Consider the following 16118-nt stretch of genomic DNA (forward strand, 5'->3'; position numbering starts at 1 on the left):
CTGTGCCAAATAATTAGCACAGAAGTTCGCCACTTAATTAGCAAGACAACACCCGAGGTCATCGCAAAGCTGATTAGAATGACTGGTGGCAACTTTCGCCTCCTGACCCGAATCCTCACCCAGATCGAACGAGTGCTCGACGTAAACCAACTTCGCACTATCTCGACTGAGGTCGTCGAGGCAGCGCGAGACAGTTTGGTAATTGGTCAAGGATGACCTCTGAGCCCTCCACGCGCCAAATAACTTGCAAAAATCTACGCCAGATAATTTGCCAAGCTACACCATCAGCATGAAGCGGCTCTCGAAAGTTGAGGCCGCCGATGATCCTTCGGACGGAGCCGACGACGAGTAATCGTCGTCGCTAGATGGTAGACGGGCCGTTCTGGTCCGTTTACTGTTTTCTCTTAGAATATTTTGAGGACTTAGGTGTCGCTTTAGGCTCTATTACTTTGGGCATTATGTGTTACTCAAAGCAAAATCCTAATCTAAAGCAACGCATTTTCAGCAACAATGCGACACCGTGATATGCCCTTTTATAGCACCAATCCTGGATGCCTGGAGAACCAGAAATGACGCAAGTCGCCTTCACAGTGTCGGGACTGCTCACCTTTGTGAGGACCTCATACCGAGACTCAGCAGGTGATCTAGGTTATGGAGTCTTCATGCAACGTCTCTTTACGGAGCTTGAAAAAGCTCGGGTGCCGAACATCGTTAGGAATCCACCTCATCAAGCGATCTATGGCGTTTTTCAATACTCCCAGGCACCCTATGAGCTCAGAGCTTTAGCTGTCGAAGCGTTCTTTCACATTGTCAGGAGCGGCTATGCAGTTGAGAAGCCAACAGAGGACTACATCAATCCACCGGGCTCCCTAACCTACAGGTGGACCGATCGGGGCTTGTTGTGGATCAACGGTGGCGATCCAGCTCCAGAGGAAGCAGAGAGCTATCTAAAATTTCTTCGCGCCCGCGTGCCACAGCTTGATTCCGTAATTGAACAGTATGCCGTCGAAGCAGTGACCGCGTTTGAGCGACAGGCGAATTTCGCAGCAGCCGTCATGCTGGGGGCAGCTTCTGAGAAGGCTCTTTACATGCTTGCAGACGCGTTACTCGACGCCTTTGCCCAACAGAAGGATAAAGCGACTTTACGAGGGTTGCTCGATAAACGCTCTCTTCTACGTCTCTTCGAATATGTTCGGGACGCGCTTAGCGATGCCGAGAAGACGAAGAAAATACCGTATTTGGTCACCGAAGGTTCGACAACTCACTTGATGTCTATTTACGAATCAGTGAGAGTACAGCGCAACGAAGCTGTACATCCGATGAACGCATCCGTTTCCGCTAATTCTGTGCGCTTACTTTTGGCCTCGTTCCCTTTTGCTCTCGAAAAGTTGGAAGTACTTAGAGTGTGGCTTGTGACCAACAAAGGTAGCCTATAGAGGCCAAGCGATTATCCGATTCACCCTACACCCGCATAATCACTATGAGGCGAGCAGTGGCTACAAGAAAGTTTGTGAGTGAATGGTGATGTGTGACCCTGCCTCGCTCAGCTATCTCGGGAAGGATTCTCAGGTCGTTTTCTCGTACAGAAAGGTGCTACCTTTACGTCTTACTCCTTCGAAGAAGCGAACAACACTGGGGTGGACAATCTTGTTGTTTTCAGAATTATTTGTCGTAGGAAAGCGATCCGCATGTAAGCTGCCTGCGCCCTAAATGACGCATAAACAATCAGTTCCGGAGCTATCTGTCTTCTACGGGGGTTTCGTGAGCTATACGACAAACATCGACAAAAACCTACGACAAATAAATATCAAAGCTAACACCCTTAATTGACGATGCCCTTGACGATCCCAGCGACGGCGGAACTCTCCAACACGCCACGAGCGCACCACTTAACATAAAAAGGCCCGGACTCTTTAGAGTCCGGGCCTTTTCTGTTAATAAGTAGTGGTTAGAAGTGGTACTTGACGGAGAGCTGCATCTGACGCGGGTTGGACCGGATCGGATTGCTCTGATTGATGATGTTGCCGAATTGCTTGTCGAGGATGTTGTTCTGCGGATTGCCGAGAAACGCGCTGTTGAACAAGTTGTCGGCATCCGCGCGGAAGTTGATCTGGTGCTCGTGCCAGATGGTGAAGTCCTTGGTGACCGAAGCTCCATACGTCTGGAAGCTCGGCGCACGTTCGGAGTCGGGAGGAGCAGTACCAAAGGTTCCGAGCGCGGGCTGACCGTAGGCGCAGATGCCGTTGTCAACGCCAGGCGTTGTGCAAGGAACTGCGGATGGGTCCGTACCGAACCAGTTGTTGATGGAGCGATTGACAACCTTCAGCGGACGATAATGATTCGCCCGCTGAGAGTTGCCGTTAACAGCCGAGTTATTGTTTGAGGTGCTGATGTTGACGGGGAAGCCGGAGTAGGCGACGCCGGTCAAGCCGATCTTCCATCCGCCCACCACTTCGTCCAGAGCGAACGGCATGTTCGCACCGAACCTGCGGCCGCGGCCGAGGGGAAGATCGTAGACAAGGTTGAAGTTGATGGCGTTGCGGACGTCCTGTCCGGTCGGGCCGTATTCGTTGTGGAGGTTATAGACGTTCTCCGCGTAGGCGCTGGCTACGCTGACGCTGGGGGCGCCGTAGAAGCCGATGCTGTTGGTCATGGCGCGGCTATAGGTGTAGTTTGCGGTGTACTGCAGACCGTGTGCCAGGCGCTGACGGAAGCTCGCCTGCAGAGCGTTGTAGTTCATCATGGCGTTGGAGTCGGTGTAGCGGATGACTCCGGTGTAGCCTACGCCGGGAGTGTCCTGGAAGGGGGACTTGGGGCACCCCGCGGGTTGTGGCTGTCCGGCGCTCGGGAACGCCTGAACGACCCCATTGAGGACGCACGGACCCTGGAGCTGGTTTCTCTGGTTGGCGGTGATGAGGTGCTGTCCGGACTCGCCCAGATAGCCGATCTGGAAAGAGGCGGTGTTGCTGATCTGGTACTCGACAGTCAAGCTGTACTCGCCGATGAAGGCGGGCTTGATCTTCTTGTTCCAGACGTTATAGACGACACCGCTGGCTCCGCCGGTGGGGTTCGGGATTCCGAATCCACTCTGGACGTCGAAGAACTGACCGGGGGTTCCCGTCATGGCATTGGCCTGAACACCGCTGGCCTGATAGGAGCCCTGGAAGGGAAGGTTGGTGGTCATGCGGAGGTTGGCTCCGGTGCCTTCCATGAAGTTCTGGATGCCGTATCCGCCGCGGATGACCAGGCGAGGTTGCGCCTGCCAGGAGAAGCCGATACGGGGCATCACGCTGCCGTAGTAGGAATCGACGAGGGCGCGGTTGTAGCCCGCGGCCCGAGCCTGCTCCGAGCCGGCGAGCAGAATGACCGAAGGGTTGTTGGGATCGATGGTCGACATCTTGTTGTTGACCTCGTAAATGGGCTGGATGTACTCGTAGCGGACGCCGAGGTTGAGGGTGAGGGTTGGGGAGATCTTCCAGTCGTCCTGAGCGAAGTAAGCGTCCCGCCAGGAGCGCATTCCGACCGGTCCGGAGACGCCGCCCTTGCTGACGAAGCCGGCGCGGTTCAGGACGAAGTCGGCTCCGGTGTATCCGCCGCTAGCTCCATTCGATGTGCCGGCGCCAAGGAAGTAAAAGCCTCCGAGGGAGCCGTCGTTTCCGGGGTAGAAGTTGTTCTGTTGTTGACGCAGGAACTGGGCACCGAACTTGAAGGTGTGCCGGTTCTTGGACCACGTGAGGTTGTCTCCGTAGAGGAAGGTGTTGAGGGTGTAGTTGGTTCCAAGGTTGGCATTGCCGATGAGGGTGAAGTCGCTTGATCCGTTGGAGGCCGAGAATCCCTGTGGGCTATTCGAGTTCTGCATGCCCAGGGCGGAGAAACCAGCAAAGGCCTGTGCCTGTGGGTTGTTGGCGCCGATGCCGAGGATGCTGTTGCCGTTCAGGCCGAACTGGCCGCTGGGATCGAGGAGGACCGCGCCGTTGTTCTGGATGCGTGTGTAGCCGGCCCGGAACTCATTGACGAGCGAGGAGCTGAACTGGTGGACTTCGTTGATGGCCACACCCCGGAAGGGAAAGGTGGGGGCGCTGTTAAAGCTGGTGATTAAAGCGCTTTGGGTTGTCTGGCCGCTGTCATCCTGTGAATAGCGGACAAACATGTTGTCCTTCTCACCGATCTTCCAGTCGACCTTCGCATCGAACTGGTCGCCGTAGTTCCGCTGCTTCTGGAGACCGTGGTAGTTGTTCTGGGTCGGCGAACCGGGGTTTGGAGCGGCGTTGGGAAGCGGATAGAGCTCCGGGTGAGCGAAGAGGTACTGTGCTGAGGGGTTGGTGACTTGGATCTGGTTGTTGGCGTAGGCGGGAAGGCCACGCTGGGTCGCGTCGTAGAGCTGAACGGTCTTGCCTGCGCCCATGATGGCCGGATTCAGGAGCTCGGAGAAGTCGCCATTGCGCATCTTCTGGGTATAGACGCTGGCCACGGACTCACCGCCGGAGTGGAAGCGGCCGCCCTGATAGTCGACGAAGAAGAAGACCTTGTCCTTCAGGATGGGGCCGCCGAAGGTTCCGCCGAAGAGGTTGCGGGTGTAGGAGTTCTTCGCAACGCCGGTGAAGTTGTTTACCCAGCTATTGGCGTCGAGGTTGTAATTTCCGAGGAAGTAGAACATGCTTCCGTGCCAGTTGTTGGTTCCGCTCTTGGTCTGGTAGAGGATGTCGCCGCCGTTGACGTTGCCATACTCGGCGTTGGCGTTGGCGGAAATGACCTGGACCTGGCCGATGGCGTCGACGCTCGGGTTATAGCCGATCTGGTCGTCGAGGGTCTGGTTGATGTTCATACCGTCGAGCAGGTACTGGTTGGCCTGCTGGCGGTTGCCGTTGACGGAGACGGAGGCGTTGCTGCTGCCGCCGTTGGGGTTGTTTCCGCTAAGCGGACCGGAGACGGCCGCATTGCTGACGAAGCTGTTGGGCTGGGTGCTGACCGAACCGGGAAGAAACATCGTGATCGCGGTCAGGTTGCGGCTGACGAGGGGAACGTTCTCGATCGCCCGGTTATCGAGCGTGGTGGCGAGGGTAGGGTTCTCGGTGTTGAGCAGGGGCGCGATCTCCGCTTCGACCGAGACCTTCTGCTGCTGGCCGGCGATGGTCAGCTGGCCGTCGATCTTGGCGTTCTGGCCGGTCTCGAGGGTGAACGGGCCATAGGTCGAGTCTCCGAAGCCGGGGGCACTGACCGTGACCTTGTAACGGCCGATCTGCAGGAAGCGGATGTTGTAGATGCCGTCGCCGTTGGTCGTGGTGTCGGTGTTGACGCCGGTGTCCACATTGCTGGCGGTGACCTTGGCGTTGGGGACGATGGCGCCCGACGAATCGGTGACTGTACCGTTCACACTTCCGGTAATTGTTTGTGCCCAGGAGATAGCGGAACAGGCCACCAGAAGGAAGGCGGTCAGAATACTGAGAGTGATGGATCTTCGTTGCATCGGTGACTCCTCAAAATTGGTGCTTCGTAAGTATTTGCTCTACGGCTGCGCGGTTGGGCAAAGCAGCGTGCGGTGCATTTTTCCATGGCCTGTCTTCCCGGGGAGACAGGCCCAGATCCATTCGGGACTTCCGCGAAAACGCTCATGAGAGCGGGCCGAAGGGAGAAGCACGAGCTCGGCAGAACCGAACTTCGCTGTGTACCAACCTTTTGTTTTGTGTCTTTGACCGTAGAGGGGAATGAGTTACGCTGGGGCGGCTTTCGCTGACCCTTCCAGCGGTGCTGTTTTTACCGTGGGGTTCCTCCTTGCAGGGGATGGCGCTGCTTTTAGCCGCGACGGCATCGGATGACGCCGACTGTGGATAAATTCGAGACCGGACTGTGAGCTTCGTTGCGATGGTCTGCCCATCGGGAGCGCAAGGCCGGAGTGGATGGCATTGCGGCTTCTTCGTCGGTGGGGAAGGGCTTTTAGAGAGGTACGTCCCCTTAGGCAGGATCGGCCGGGATGACGGCCTTGTACGCCGGACAGGAGAAGGCCTGTCACGGGAGCCTGCCGGAACCCCATCAGGGACGCTCGATCGGGCAGGTCGTGTAGTTGTCTGTACAACGGTGCATCCAAACGCGGAACCAAAGACGTCTCCGGGCCGAACATTAGAGTCTTGAATCTAAGGCAAAACCAGGTTCTTCAAATCGAAACCGCTGTTTCGACCGGCGCTGTCAGGCGCGGACCGACATGGAACGGTGAAAGATGTTGTTCGGGTCGTACTTGCGCTTGACCCCCTGGAGGAACGGATAGAGTCCCTGGTCTCCGTAATAGAGCTGAGGCCAGAATGGATACGAGAGCATATCGGCATCGGGTAGTTGATGTAACAGCCCTCGTACTGCTGATCCCTTGTGGGCGGGGCGGAGTAGAGGTCGGTGTAGAAGACGCGCATCCACTTCAGGTGCGCCTCGTTCTGGGAGGGCTTCTTCCAGTATCTCTGGAATTGGAGCTTGAGGACGGAGGCTTGCTGCGGGATGGAGGTGAGGTCGGCGAACTCGGGCCGGTTGACCGCGCAGCCGTAGGAGTCGACGGCGAGAATGCCGCCGACGTCTTCGGTGGTCTCGAGGGTGAGGTGCTTATAGATGAGGCCGGCCCTGTCGCGGGTGAATCCGCGCTTCATGCAGGTGGACTTGTACTTCCGCAGAGTATGAAAACGGGGGCCCTGCCGCAAAACGGCGGTCGACATGCTTCTCCTTGCTTGAGCTATCCGAGCAGGGTGAACGGGGCCAAAGCGAATCCGAATAAAAAGCGGGGGAGTCGATCGCATAAGGAAATCAATTTTCATTAAAAAAACGATTGCTTCCTGAGTGATCGATTTCAAATCATCGGAAATGTTCTGTCAATGAGACGGTTGTCTCCTCTTTTGGTAGGTCAAATAACCTATATTTATCTCAACGTTTTCAATGAGATGCAATATTAGCGCACGTTTGAAGGTTGATGGCGTGGAAGAGCGCCGATTTCCCGCCATTTTCGCCACCAGATAGAGCGGGAATCCCAGGGGGCAGCGATGAGTAGGGAGAAGCTAGGGTGTCGTCTTGCTAATTATTTGGCACACATTTTTCTAATTATCTGGCACAGTGTATCTGGCCTTCACTGAGGGACGTTCGTCCTGCCCCCATCTTGTTAGTCAAGCCCAGCAGATACGCCATATAACGCTCAAACATTACGCCAAATAGCGATCAAAGCTACAGGCTAAAGCCACCACCATCGGTAGTACGGATCGAAGGCGCCATGTTTGCATCCCGCGGTCATATCCGACGCTCCCCCGGGCAGGAGTCCAATCTGCGACTATAGGCAGCCGCAGTTGCGGCAGTTGGGCAGCGCCGCGTAGATCGTCTGATACACCGTGTCGTAAGCTTTGTCGCTCTGCAGCTCCGGATTGGTTGCGTCCCACCCGACCAGTTCAATTACGCGGGACCGGAAGCCGCCCGTGCGCCATAGGGTGTTCGCGCAGAATGACTCTTTACTCGGGTCGTCATGGACGGCTTTGGCCTCGTCACACAACGCCTGCACTCGCGGCTCAAGGTAACAGATTTGTTGGAAGGAAAGCAGCTGTCTCATAGAGACAGGGTAGCCGGTTCGAACACTAACCGGCTGACATCAATCAATTCGCCCGCTTGTATTCACTCCAGATGGACATTTAGAGGAAGACAATCCTCCGACCTGCGTTGGTGCGCCTCAATCCGGCGCTTTCGCAATGAACCCAGACACTCGTCAGAGCACTCTTTCAGGCAGCGCCAACGGGGTGCGAACCCACGCTGGCAGGGACGACGGGACTCGAACCTAACTAGGGTCACTACACCAAACGTCAAATATCGTACCCTAAGGAATTTCGATCACTCGTTTGAGGCTGCAAAGGATCTTAGAGGGATTCCCGCAATCTTCTGGTCCTTTGCTACACGCATGGTCATAGAAGTTCCAATGACGCATCCGGCGCGCGAGATTGAGTGATCTTTTTTATGGTCCTTTTCGCCCCCCCATTATGACTCATCGGCGCTCGAATCTTGCAGCAGTAGATTCCATTCATGGAGCTTCTTCTGGAGAAGAGCCTTAGGGATCATTTGCGTTTCGTAGCGCGTTACAAGTGCAGGTGAGAGATGCCTGCTCATGGCGTACTCAACTACTTCATCATCTTTAGTTCTGCACAGAAGAACACCGATGCTTGGGTTCTCATGTGGTCGTTTTCTGTCACGGTCAAGGGCCTCTAGGTAGAACGCTAGCTTGCCCATGTGTTCCGGTTCGAAGCGGCCGGTTTTCAGTTCAAAGGCGACGAGGCACTGTAGGTCTCGATGATAGAAGAGCAGATCCAGTTCAAAATCCTGATTGCCAACCTGAACTCGAACCTTTTCTCCAACGAAAGCGAAGCCATCTCCAAGCTCCATTAGAAACTTTCTCAGGTTCAGGAGAAGTCCGGCCTGGAGGTCCGCTTCGCTGTGAGTTTCCGGAAGGTCGAGAAAATCTAAAAGATAGCTGTCTTTGAAAACACCTGCTGCATTCTCTGGCAAAACTCGCGACATCGTTGCGAGTTTTATGTCGGACAGCATCGTCCGTTCAAACGCTGACTTCTTGATCTGTCGTTCGAGTTCGCGATGCGACCACCGCCCGCGAGTTGCAGAAAGGAGGTAAAACTCCTTCTCCTCCTCAGACTTGCAGTACGAGAGTAGGAGGAGATGCTTGGACCAGGACAATTCTCGCAACAGCGTTGCGAGTTTTGGCAGCTCAGCGTAGGTTTCGTAGAACTGCTTCATTCTCCATAGATTAGAGGCTGAATAGCCTTTCAAATCAGGCGCCTGTTTGCCCAGCCAGTCGGCCAGTTCTTTTACAATCCCCTTGCCCCAGCCGGCCTCTGTGACTTTCCGCGATAGTTGCTCGCCAATCGACCAATAAGTTTCGATTAGGGCTACGTTTACGGCTTCAAACGCTTTGGATCTTCCCGCCTGAATGATCCCAAGAATTTCGGTAAATTCGCCTGAGCGCTGTGCGGGTTTCAGACTCATTGAAGCAGGCCGTCCATCATGATCCTCTCGCACTCCGTGAAATCGCTCCCATTCAAACCTACCTACATAATCGTATCGTTGTGAACACACACCGGAGGCCCAGTCCATTCCCAGTCAATACCGTCCTCATTTCAAAGCCCCAAATTATCGTTCACGGCAACGGCGATTTCCTGGTCCGATCCCAGATACCTCTCCGTGGTCTGGATGGACGAGTGCCCCAGCAGGAATTTGATCTGCTCGAGATCCCCGCCGTTCTTCCGTCACAGCTAATGGGATAGTCCGCCGCTCTTACCCTGCTTCATTGAGGTAAAAGAGGTACACGGAGGAGGTTGCCATGCAAATACACACGATCGGCGTTGATCTCGGAAAGACGGTGTTTCACCTGGTGGGCCTGAACGAGCGGGGCGAGGTGGTGACGCGCAAGAAGTGCTCCCGCTCCCAACTTCTGCAGTTTACGGCCAACGTTGAGGTTGACCTGATAGGCATGGAGGCTTGTGCCGGTGGTCACCGTACAGGCAAGCGATGTACCTCTTCGGAACGAATGGGTCGGCACGATGGATGGCTACGTAAACGCCCAGATCCAGCCGCAGGTCAGCGGCTATCTCATTAAGCAGAACTACCGGGAAGGCTCAGTTGTGAGCAAGGGACAGGTCCTCTTTCAGATCGATCCGCGTCCATTCCAGGCAGCTCTTGACCAGGCGCGAGGCCAGGTAGGGCAGGCACAGGGGGCTTTGGGCCAAGCCCAGGCGCAACTCGGACTCGCCGAAATCAATGTTAAGCGCGATACACCGCTAGCAGAACAACGCGCCATAGCACAGAGCCAGCTCGATAACGATAAGCAATCAGCATCACAAATGACTGCGAATGTCCGCGCAGCAGAGGCTCAAATCGCCACAGCCAAAGCCGCAGTGGAGACTGCTGAACTCAACCTCGGCTTTACCCAGGTCCGTTCTCTTATCTCCGGTGTTGCGGGCCAGGCGACGACGCAGGTCGGCAATCTTGTCAGCCCTCAGTCTGTATTGACCTCCGTCTCACAGATGGACCCGATCAAGGTGTACTTCTCAATCAGCGATAGCGAGTATCTTTCGCTCTCCAATCTGACTGGTAAAAAGACCAGCGATCTACTGAGCAGCGCCGCAGACCTACCCCTCACTTTAGCGTTGTCAAACGGCGACAAATATCCGCATAAGGGCCATATCGTGTTCGTCGATCGCCAGCTGAACGCACAAACTGGCGCGATTCGCATTGCGGCAGCTTTCCCTAACCCCGGCAATATTCTTCGTCCAGGGCAGTTCGGCCGGGTTTCTGCTGAGACCCGCGTGCAGCACCACGTCATCCTCGTGCCGCAAGTTGCGATCCAAGAGTTACAGGGTACGCAGCAGGCTTATATCGTCGGCCCTGACAACAAGGTCAAAGTCGTCAACGTGACTCTTGGTCCGCAAGTTGGAACCGACTGGGTAGTTGAAGGCGGTCTAGCACCAGGTTCGCACGTGATTGTCGACAACCTGCAGAAACTGCGGGAGGGTGCACCTATCTCGCCGCGCGCCGTGCAGACCGCAGCAACACACGCGGGTAACGATGCGGCTGGGAGGTAAGCATGTCGAAATTCTTTATTCGCAGGCCCATCGTGGCTATTGTCATTGCAATCCTGACCACGATTATTGGTGTGGTTTCGATGCTTACTTTGCCGACCGCACAATACCCTGACATCGCTCCGCCAGAGATCCAGATTCAAGCTAACTATGCCGGCGCTGACGCGAAGACGCTGCTGCAGGCTGTTTCCACCCCACTGGAACAACAGATCACCGGGGTCGACAACATGCTGTACATGTATTCGGTGAACGCCAACAACGGCCAGTCGCAGATCTTCGTTGACTTCGACGTCAAAACGAATCCCGATACTGATCAGATCCTGACCCAGCTTCGTGTCTCGCAGGCGCAGGCGCAACTGCCCCCACAGGCGACAGTGGGCGGTATAACGGTGCAGAAGTCATTGACCTCGCCACTAATGATCGTGGCACTCTCATCGCCCAACGACAAGTATGACGCGACGTTCCTTACAAACTACGCCATCATCAAGTTACAGGACGAAATTACGCGCGTTCCAGGTGTGGCTCGTGTGCAGGTATTCGGTGGGCAGTATGCATTGCGGGTATGGGTGGAACCAGGGAAACTGGCGAAGCTCGGAGTCACAGCGGCAGAAATCATCGCGGCTATGCAGACGCAGAACAACGTGAACCCGGCCGGCCAGGTGGGCGGCGATCCCGCCCCGAAAGGACAGGAATTCACCTACACAGTTCGTACCGAAGGCCGACTCGTCACTCCGGAGGAGTTCGGGAAGATCGTAGTTCGGGCCAACTCAGACGGCTCTGTCCTTCACATGAGCGACGTCGCCCGCATTGAGATGGGCCAGCAGTTCTACACTCTGAACGGGCGTTACAATAAGGCACCTGCCGGCGTCTTCGGTGTCTATCAGCTTCCGGGGTCCAACGCCGTTCAAGTAGCGAAGCTGGTGAACCAGAGAATGGCAGAGCTCTCCAAGAGCTTCCCTTCCGGATTGAAATACGACATCCCGCTCGATACGACCAAGGCTGTGACCGCAGGCCTGCATGAAATCGTGCTGACGCTGATAGAAGCGCTGGTCCTTGTTGTCATCGTTGTGTACATCTTCCTGCAGGGCTGGCGCGCGACACTTATTCCGTTGCTGGCCGTGCCAGTTTCCCTAATCGGTACGTTCATCATCTTCCCATTGTTGGGTTTCTCCATCAATACCCTGTCACTCTTCGGACTGGTTCTGGCGATCGGACTTGTCGTCGACGACGCCATTATCGTGGTCGAAGCTGTGGAGCACCACATCGACGAGGGCATGAGCCCGCAGGACGCTACCATCAGGGCGATGGAGGAGGTGGGCGGCCCGGTAGTGGCCATCGCACTCATTCTTGCTGCGGTATTTATCCCCACAGCCGCGATCCCAGGTATCACCGGCCGCTTGTACCAGCAGTTTGCGATCACAATCGCCATCTCGGTTCTGATCTCTGCATTCAACGCACTTACGCTCAGCCCCGCTCTGGCGTCCCTTCTGCTAAAACCCAAAGACAAGGAGAAGAAGAAGGGCCTGCTTGGACGTTTCTTTGAGTGGTTCAATAACTTCTTCGGTCGCGCGACCGACAACTACGTCTCTACGTCGAGCGTGCTGCTGCATAAGGCCGGCTTTTCAATGCTAGCCCTCATTGCCGTAGCTGTCGGATCGGTCTTCTTAGGCACGCGACTGCCGACGGGCTTCATTCCGACGGAAGACCAAGGGTATGCCTTCGTGGCGCTGCAACTTCCCGATGCATCTTCTCTACAACGTACCGACCAGGCTGCGCTCAAGGTGTCCGACGCGCTCCTGAAGACCCCCGGAATTCGTGGTGTCATTCAGGTTAACGGCTTCAGCTTGCTTACGCAGACTCAGAGCACGAACACCGCATTCTTCTTTGTTTCATTGAAAGACTGGGACGTTCGCAAATCAAAGGAGGAGCAGTTCACAGCGATCCAGCAGAACATCGCAAAGCAACTAGCGATGAATCCCGATGGCATTGCCTTCAGCTTCCCGCCGCCATCGATTCCAGGTGTCGGTACTTCGGGCGGCGTTACATTTGTCCTGGAGGATCGTTCCGGCAACGACGATCCGATGTATCTGACCAAGAATCTCGGCGCGTTCCTCGGTGGCTTGAGAAACCGTCACGAAATTGCTGCTGCTGTTCCTGCGTACCTGCCCGCTGTGCCGCAAATTTATGCGGCGGTCGACAAAGACAAGGTTGTGCAGCAGCAAGTACAACTCTCGGACGTTTATGCGACCATGCAGACGTTCATGGGTGGATACCTTGCAAACTACTTCAACCGATTCGGCCGGCAGTGGCAGACATACGTTGAAGCAGAGTCCGAAACCCGGAGTAAGATCGAAAATATCAACCAGTTCTATGTACGAAGCGCCAATGGAGGGCAAGTCCCTCTAGCATCCTTGGTCAATATCAAAAAGATCAACGGGCCCGAGTTTATTCTTCGCTTCAACGAATACAACGCTGCGCAAATCACCATCGTTGGCGCACCCGGATTCAGTTCCGGACAAGTCATGAAAGCGCTGGAAGATACCTTCAATCAAACGATGCCGCCCGATATGGGTTTCGATTACTCGGGCATGTCGTATCAGGAAAACAAAGCCGCAAAGAGCCTTCCTTCTTGGGTCGTATTCGCGCTATCGATTCTGTTCGTTTTCCTGATTCTGGCGGCTCAGTATGAGAGTTGGACGCTGCCATTCAGCGTACTTCTCAGTACACCGGTTGCGATCCTGGGAGCCTATATTGCATTGAACGTGCGCGCACTCGAAAATGATGTATTCGCGACGATCGGTTTGATCATGTTGATCGGTCTTTCTGCAAAGAACGCGATCTTGATCGTCGAGTTTGCCAAAACAAACTATGAAAAAGGAGAAAGCATTGCCGATGCCGCGTTGAATGCAGCCCGACTTCGTCTTCGCCCCATTGTTATGACGGCACTCGCCTTCATCTTTGGGTGCTTGCCGCTGTGGTTTGCGTCGGGTGCAGGCGGCGTGTCGCGCCAAATTCTTGGCACGGTGGTCGTCGGTGGAATGTTGCTTTCAACACTGCTCGGCATCCTTTTCGTCCCCGTAACATTCGCTTTCGTCGAGTACGTCTCACATCGCTATACCAAGGGCGGCAAGGGTACGACGATGGACTCCAAGCACGATGTTGATCCGGTCGAACTCGGTAAGCAGGCGGGCATCGGCCAGCCGGCTAGGGGAGATAACGCATGAACACCCTCATCAAACGTACGATTGCAGTTCTGATATGTACTGGAGCGCTGGCTCTGGCAGGTTGCAACGTCGGTCCTAAGTACAGACGTCCCCAGGTCCCCGCGCCACCGACTTTTCGAGGTCCTGATGAGGCTACCGTCTCCAGTGATCCCAAAGATTCACTAGGGGACCAGCAATGGAGCACAGTCTTCCGCGAACCTGAGCTTCAGGACCTGATCCGTCAAGCGTTGGCGAATAACTTTGACCTTCGTGTGGCTGCCCAGCGAGTGCTTGAAGCGCAGTCGCAGGTCCGTATCGCGCGCGCCGCTGGGCTGCCTACCATCAGCGCCGGTGGCACGGGAATTGGAGCCGATCTGCCAAGCTCAATTGGAAACTCTCTCGGAGACAATCCCTTGTCCTTCGGCAGCTTCAATCTGTCAGCGGCGTGGACGCCTGATTTCTGGGGTCTCTATCGCAAACAGACGGAAGCCGCACGGAACCAGATGCTTGCGCAGTCATGGGCGCAGCGAGCCGTACGAATGACTCTTGTCGGTCAGGTGGCGACATCCTATTTCACACTCCGGGCTCTCGATCAGCAACTTGAGGTCGCAAAACAAACCCTCAACGCTCGCCAGGACTCCGTCGATCTAACGAAAAGACTAGAGAATGGCGGTTCAGCCCCACTTTCCGATGTACGCCAGGCAGAGCAGCTCCTCTACACTGCAAGCGCTCAGATCCCGCAGCTTGAACAACAGATCCAACAGCAGGAGAACACGATGAGTCTTCTGCTGGGCAACGCACCCGGACCGGTCACGCATATCGATCCATCCGCGCTCTCGCCGGTTCCGCAAAACCTGCCCGTGGGTCTTCCATCGCAACTTCTGGAACGTCGTCCTGACATTCAGCAAGCTGAAGCACAGCTGGCGGCTGCCAATGCGCAAGTCGGCGTTGCGAAAGCACAATTTTTCCCACAGCTTTCGATCAGTGCTTCGGCCGGTTTAGGTGGGGATAGCTTTTCCAACATCTTCGACCCGGATGGCAAGACCATCTATGGGCTCGGGACCTTGACACAGCCGATCTTTGCTGGCGGAAAACTCCGTGGCCAGTATGAGCTCTCCAAGCAGCAAAAGGAGGAGATGATCCTCACGTATCAGAAGACAATCCTCACCGCCTTCCGTGATGTTTCGAACTCGCTGATCGCCGTGAACAAGCAACACGCCACACGCGCCGAGCAGCAGAAGTTAGTGGAGGCTGCTCAGGATGCAACCCGACTTGCGAACATCCGCTATCAGGCTGGTTCAACGGGTTACTTGGAAGTGCTTACAACAGACACCAACCTCTTCAACGCACGGCTCAACCTTATCAACGCCGAACAGAGTGAGGCTCTTTCGCTCGTGCAGCTTTATCAAGCACTCGGTGGAGGTTGGCAGCAGTAGGCTTTCTCTAAGAGGTCATGACAGGCGCTGAAACGTAGGCGACTTTAACGTTTGGCGCTCGTCACTTCTTTAGCCGTGCTCCATAAAGTGATCACAAATGTGTGGCACACTCCCCGAACAGTTTCGTAGGGCACTTGACCACTTCGATTGGGCAATATCGCCTCAATGTTCCGATAGCTCAAAGCGAGAACGATAGCACAGGCATACGCCCCATCCCACAACCTTCGAGCCGAAATCAGTATCGACGGTGCGCCTCTCAGGTGAAGTCAAAATCTCATTTCTCCTAGGGACGCATGGAAAGATCCTGCAGATGGCCGTTGGCTCCAGAGCTACACCATCATCACCACTGATGCCAACGAGATCATGCAGCCAATTCATAGCCGAATGCCGGTTATCCTCCATGAAGGCGATTTCAACCGTTGGCTCGAACGCGGTGAAGCGCACCAACCGCCTATCGATCTTCTAAGACCGTTTCCCGCAGATGAGATGGAAGCCTTCGAGGTCAACAAAGACGTAGGCGACGTGCGCAACAACTCCGCTGATCTCTTGAATAGCAAGTGAGTTTTAGGCTGAGGGAGATGGAACACACCCAGCGATGACAGAGCCCTTGCAGGACGAGTTTGAAGTCTTTACGGAAGACCTCTGCCACATCTTCGGCGGGTGCGAGAACTGCCCTGGCCATGCGAGTGCATCTGAGTGTGGATTAACTGAGGAGACGGGCGACTCAGAAGAAATTGTGTTCTGCACTCACTGGTGCCACGAGGAAGGCGGACTGGTCTGAGTGTCCTTACTGACGATAGGCCGACTAATGAGATGGTCCGCCGCTGTACCCTCCGCTGAGGCGGAGGATGTAAGCAGCGGTTTCAGAGGAGGATCATTGA

9 protein-coding genes and 1 pseudogene are annotated in these 16118 nt (G+C 55.3%); 6 read left to right on the forward strand and 4 right to left on the reverse strand.

Features of this window, described 5'->3' with window-relative positions:
• Together AC5S26_RS29475 and AC5S26_RS29480 are read left to right on the forward strand one after the other, a co-directional pair.
• Positions 1–216 (forward strand): annotated as a pseudogene (locus tag AC5S26_RS29475) (hypothetical protein); the annotation flags it as partial.
• Between the two features lie 446 nt (positions 217–662).
• On the forward strand, positions 663–1436 hold the full coding sequence (locus tag AC5S26_RS29480; protein WP_494188520.1) for a hypothetical protein: 774 nt from the start codon (positions 663–665) through the stop codon (positions 1434–1436).
• A gap of 512 nt (positions 1437–1948) precedes the next feature.
• On the opposite strand, the gene AC5S26_RS29485 is transcribed toward AC5S26_RS29480, so the two are convergent.
• The 4 genes from AC5S26_RS29485 to AC5S26_RS29500 form a co-directional block, all read right to left on the reverse strand.
• Positions 1949–5467: a TonB-dependent receptor gene (locus AC5S26_RS29485; RefSeq protein ID WP_494188521.1), complete on the reverse strand. Its 3519-nt coding sequence runs from the start codon at positions 5465–5467 to the stop codon at positions 1949–1951.
• Between the two features lie 664 nt (positions 5468–6131).
• The gene (locus AC5S26_RS29490; protein WP_494188522.1) at positions 6132–6695 is read right to left on the reverse strand and encodes a hypothetical protein; all 564 of its coding nucleotides are present in this window, start codon (positions 6693–6695) and stop codon (positions 6132–6134) included.
• A gap of 602 nt (positions 6696–7297) precedes the next feature.
• A complete protein-coding gene (locus AC5S26_RS29495) occupies positions 7298–7570 on the reverse strand; it encodes a hypothetical protein (protein WP_494188523.1) in 273 nt (90 codons plus the stop codon).
• A 419-nt stretch (positions 7571–7989) separates the two neighbouring features.
• The gene (locus AC5S26_RS29500; protein ID WP_494188524.1) at positions 7990–9006 is read right to left on the reverse strand and encodes a PDDEXK nuclease domain-containing protein; all 1017 of its coding nucleotides are present in this window, start codon (positions 9004–9006) and stop codon (positions 7990–7992) included.
• A 494-nt stretch (positions 9007–9500) separates the two neighbouring features.
• Between AC5S26_RS29500 and AC5S26_RS29505 the strand changes: the two genes are divergently transcribed.
• From AC5S26_RS29505 to AC5S26_RS29520, 4 genes are all read left to right on the forward strand, one after another.
• Positions 9501–10601 carry an efflux RND transporter periplasmic adaptor subunit gene (locus tag AC5S26_RS29505; protein ID WP_494188525.1) on the forward strand — a complete coding sequence of 367 codons (1101 nt, stop codon included), beginning with the start codon at positions 9501–9503 and terminating at the stop codon, positions 10599–10601.
• 2 nt (positions 10602–10603) lie between these two features.
• Positions 10604–13822, forward strand: a complete 3219-nt coding sequence (locus AC5S26_RS29510; protein ID WP_494188526.1) for an efflux RND transporter permease subunit — start codon at positions 10604–10606, stop codon at positions 13820–13822.
• Positions 13819–15237 (forward strand): efflux transporter outer membrane subunit, encoded by a 1419-nt coding sequence (locus AC5S26_RS29515; protein ID WP_494188527.1) that lies wholly within the window; start codon positions 13819–13821, stop codon positions 15235–15237. Before AC5S26_RS29510 ends, AC5S26_RS29515 begins: the two co-directional genes overlap by 4 nt.
• A 276-nt stretch (positions 15238–15513) precedes the next feature.
• The gene (locus tag AC5S26_RS29520) at positions 15514–15798 is read left to right on the forward strand and encodes an SOS response-associated peptidase family protein (RefSeq protein WP_494188528.1); all 285 of its coding nucleotides are present in this window, start codon (positions 15514–15516) and stop codon (positions 15796–15798) included.
• The last annotated feature ends 320 nt before the right edge of the window (positions 15799–16118 follow it).

It is taken from the genome of Edaphobacter sp. FHG110511_03, assembly GCF_059115365.1.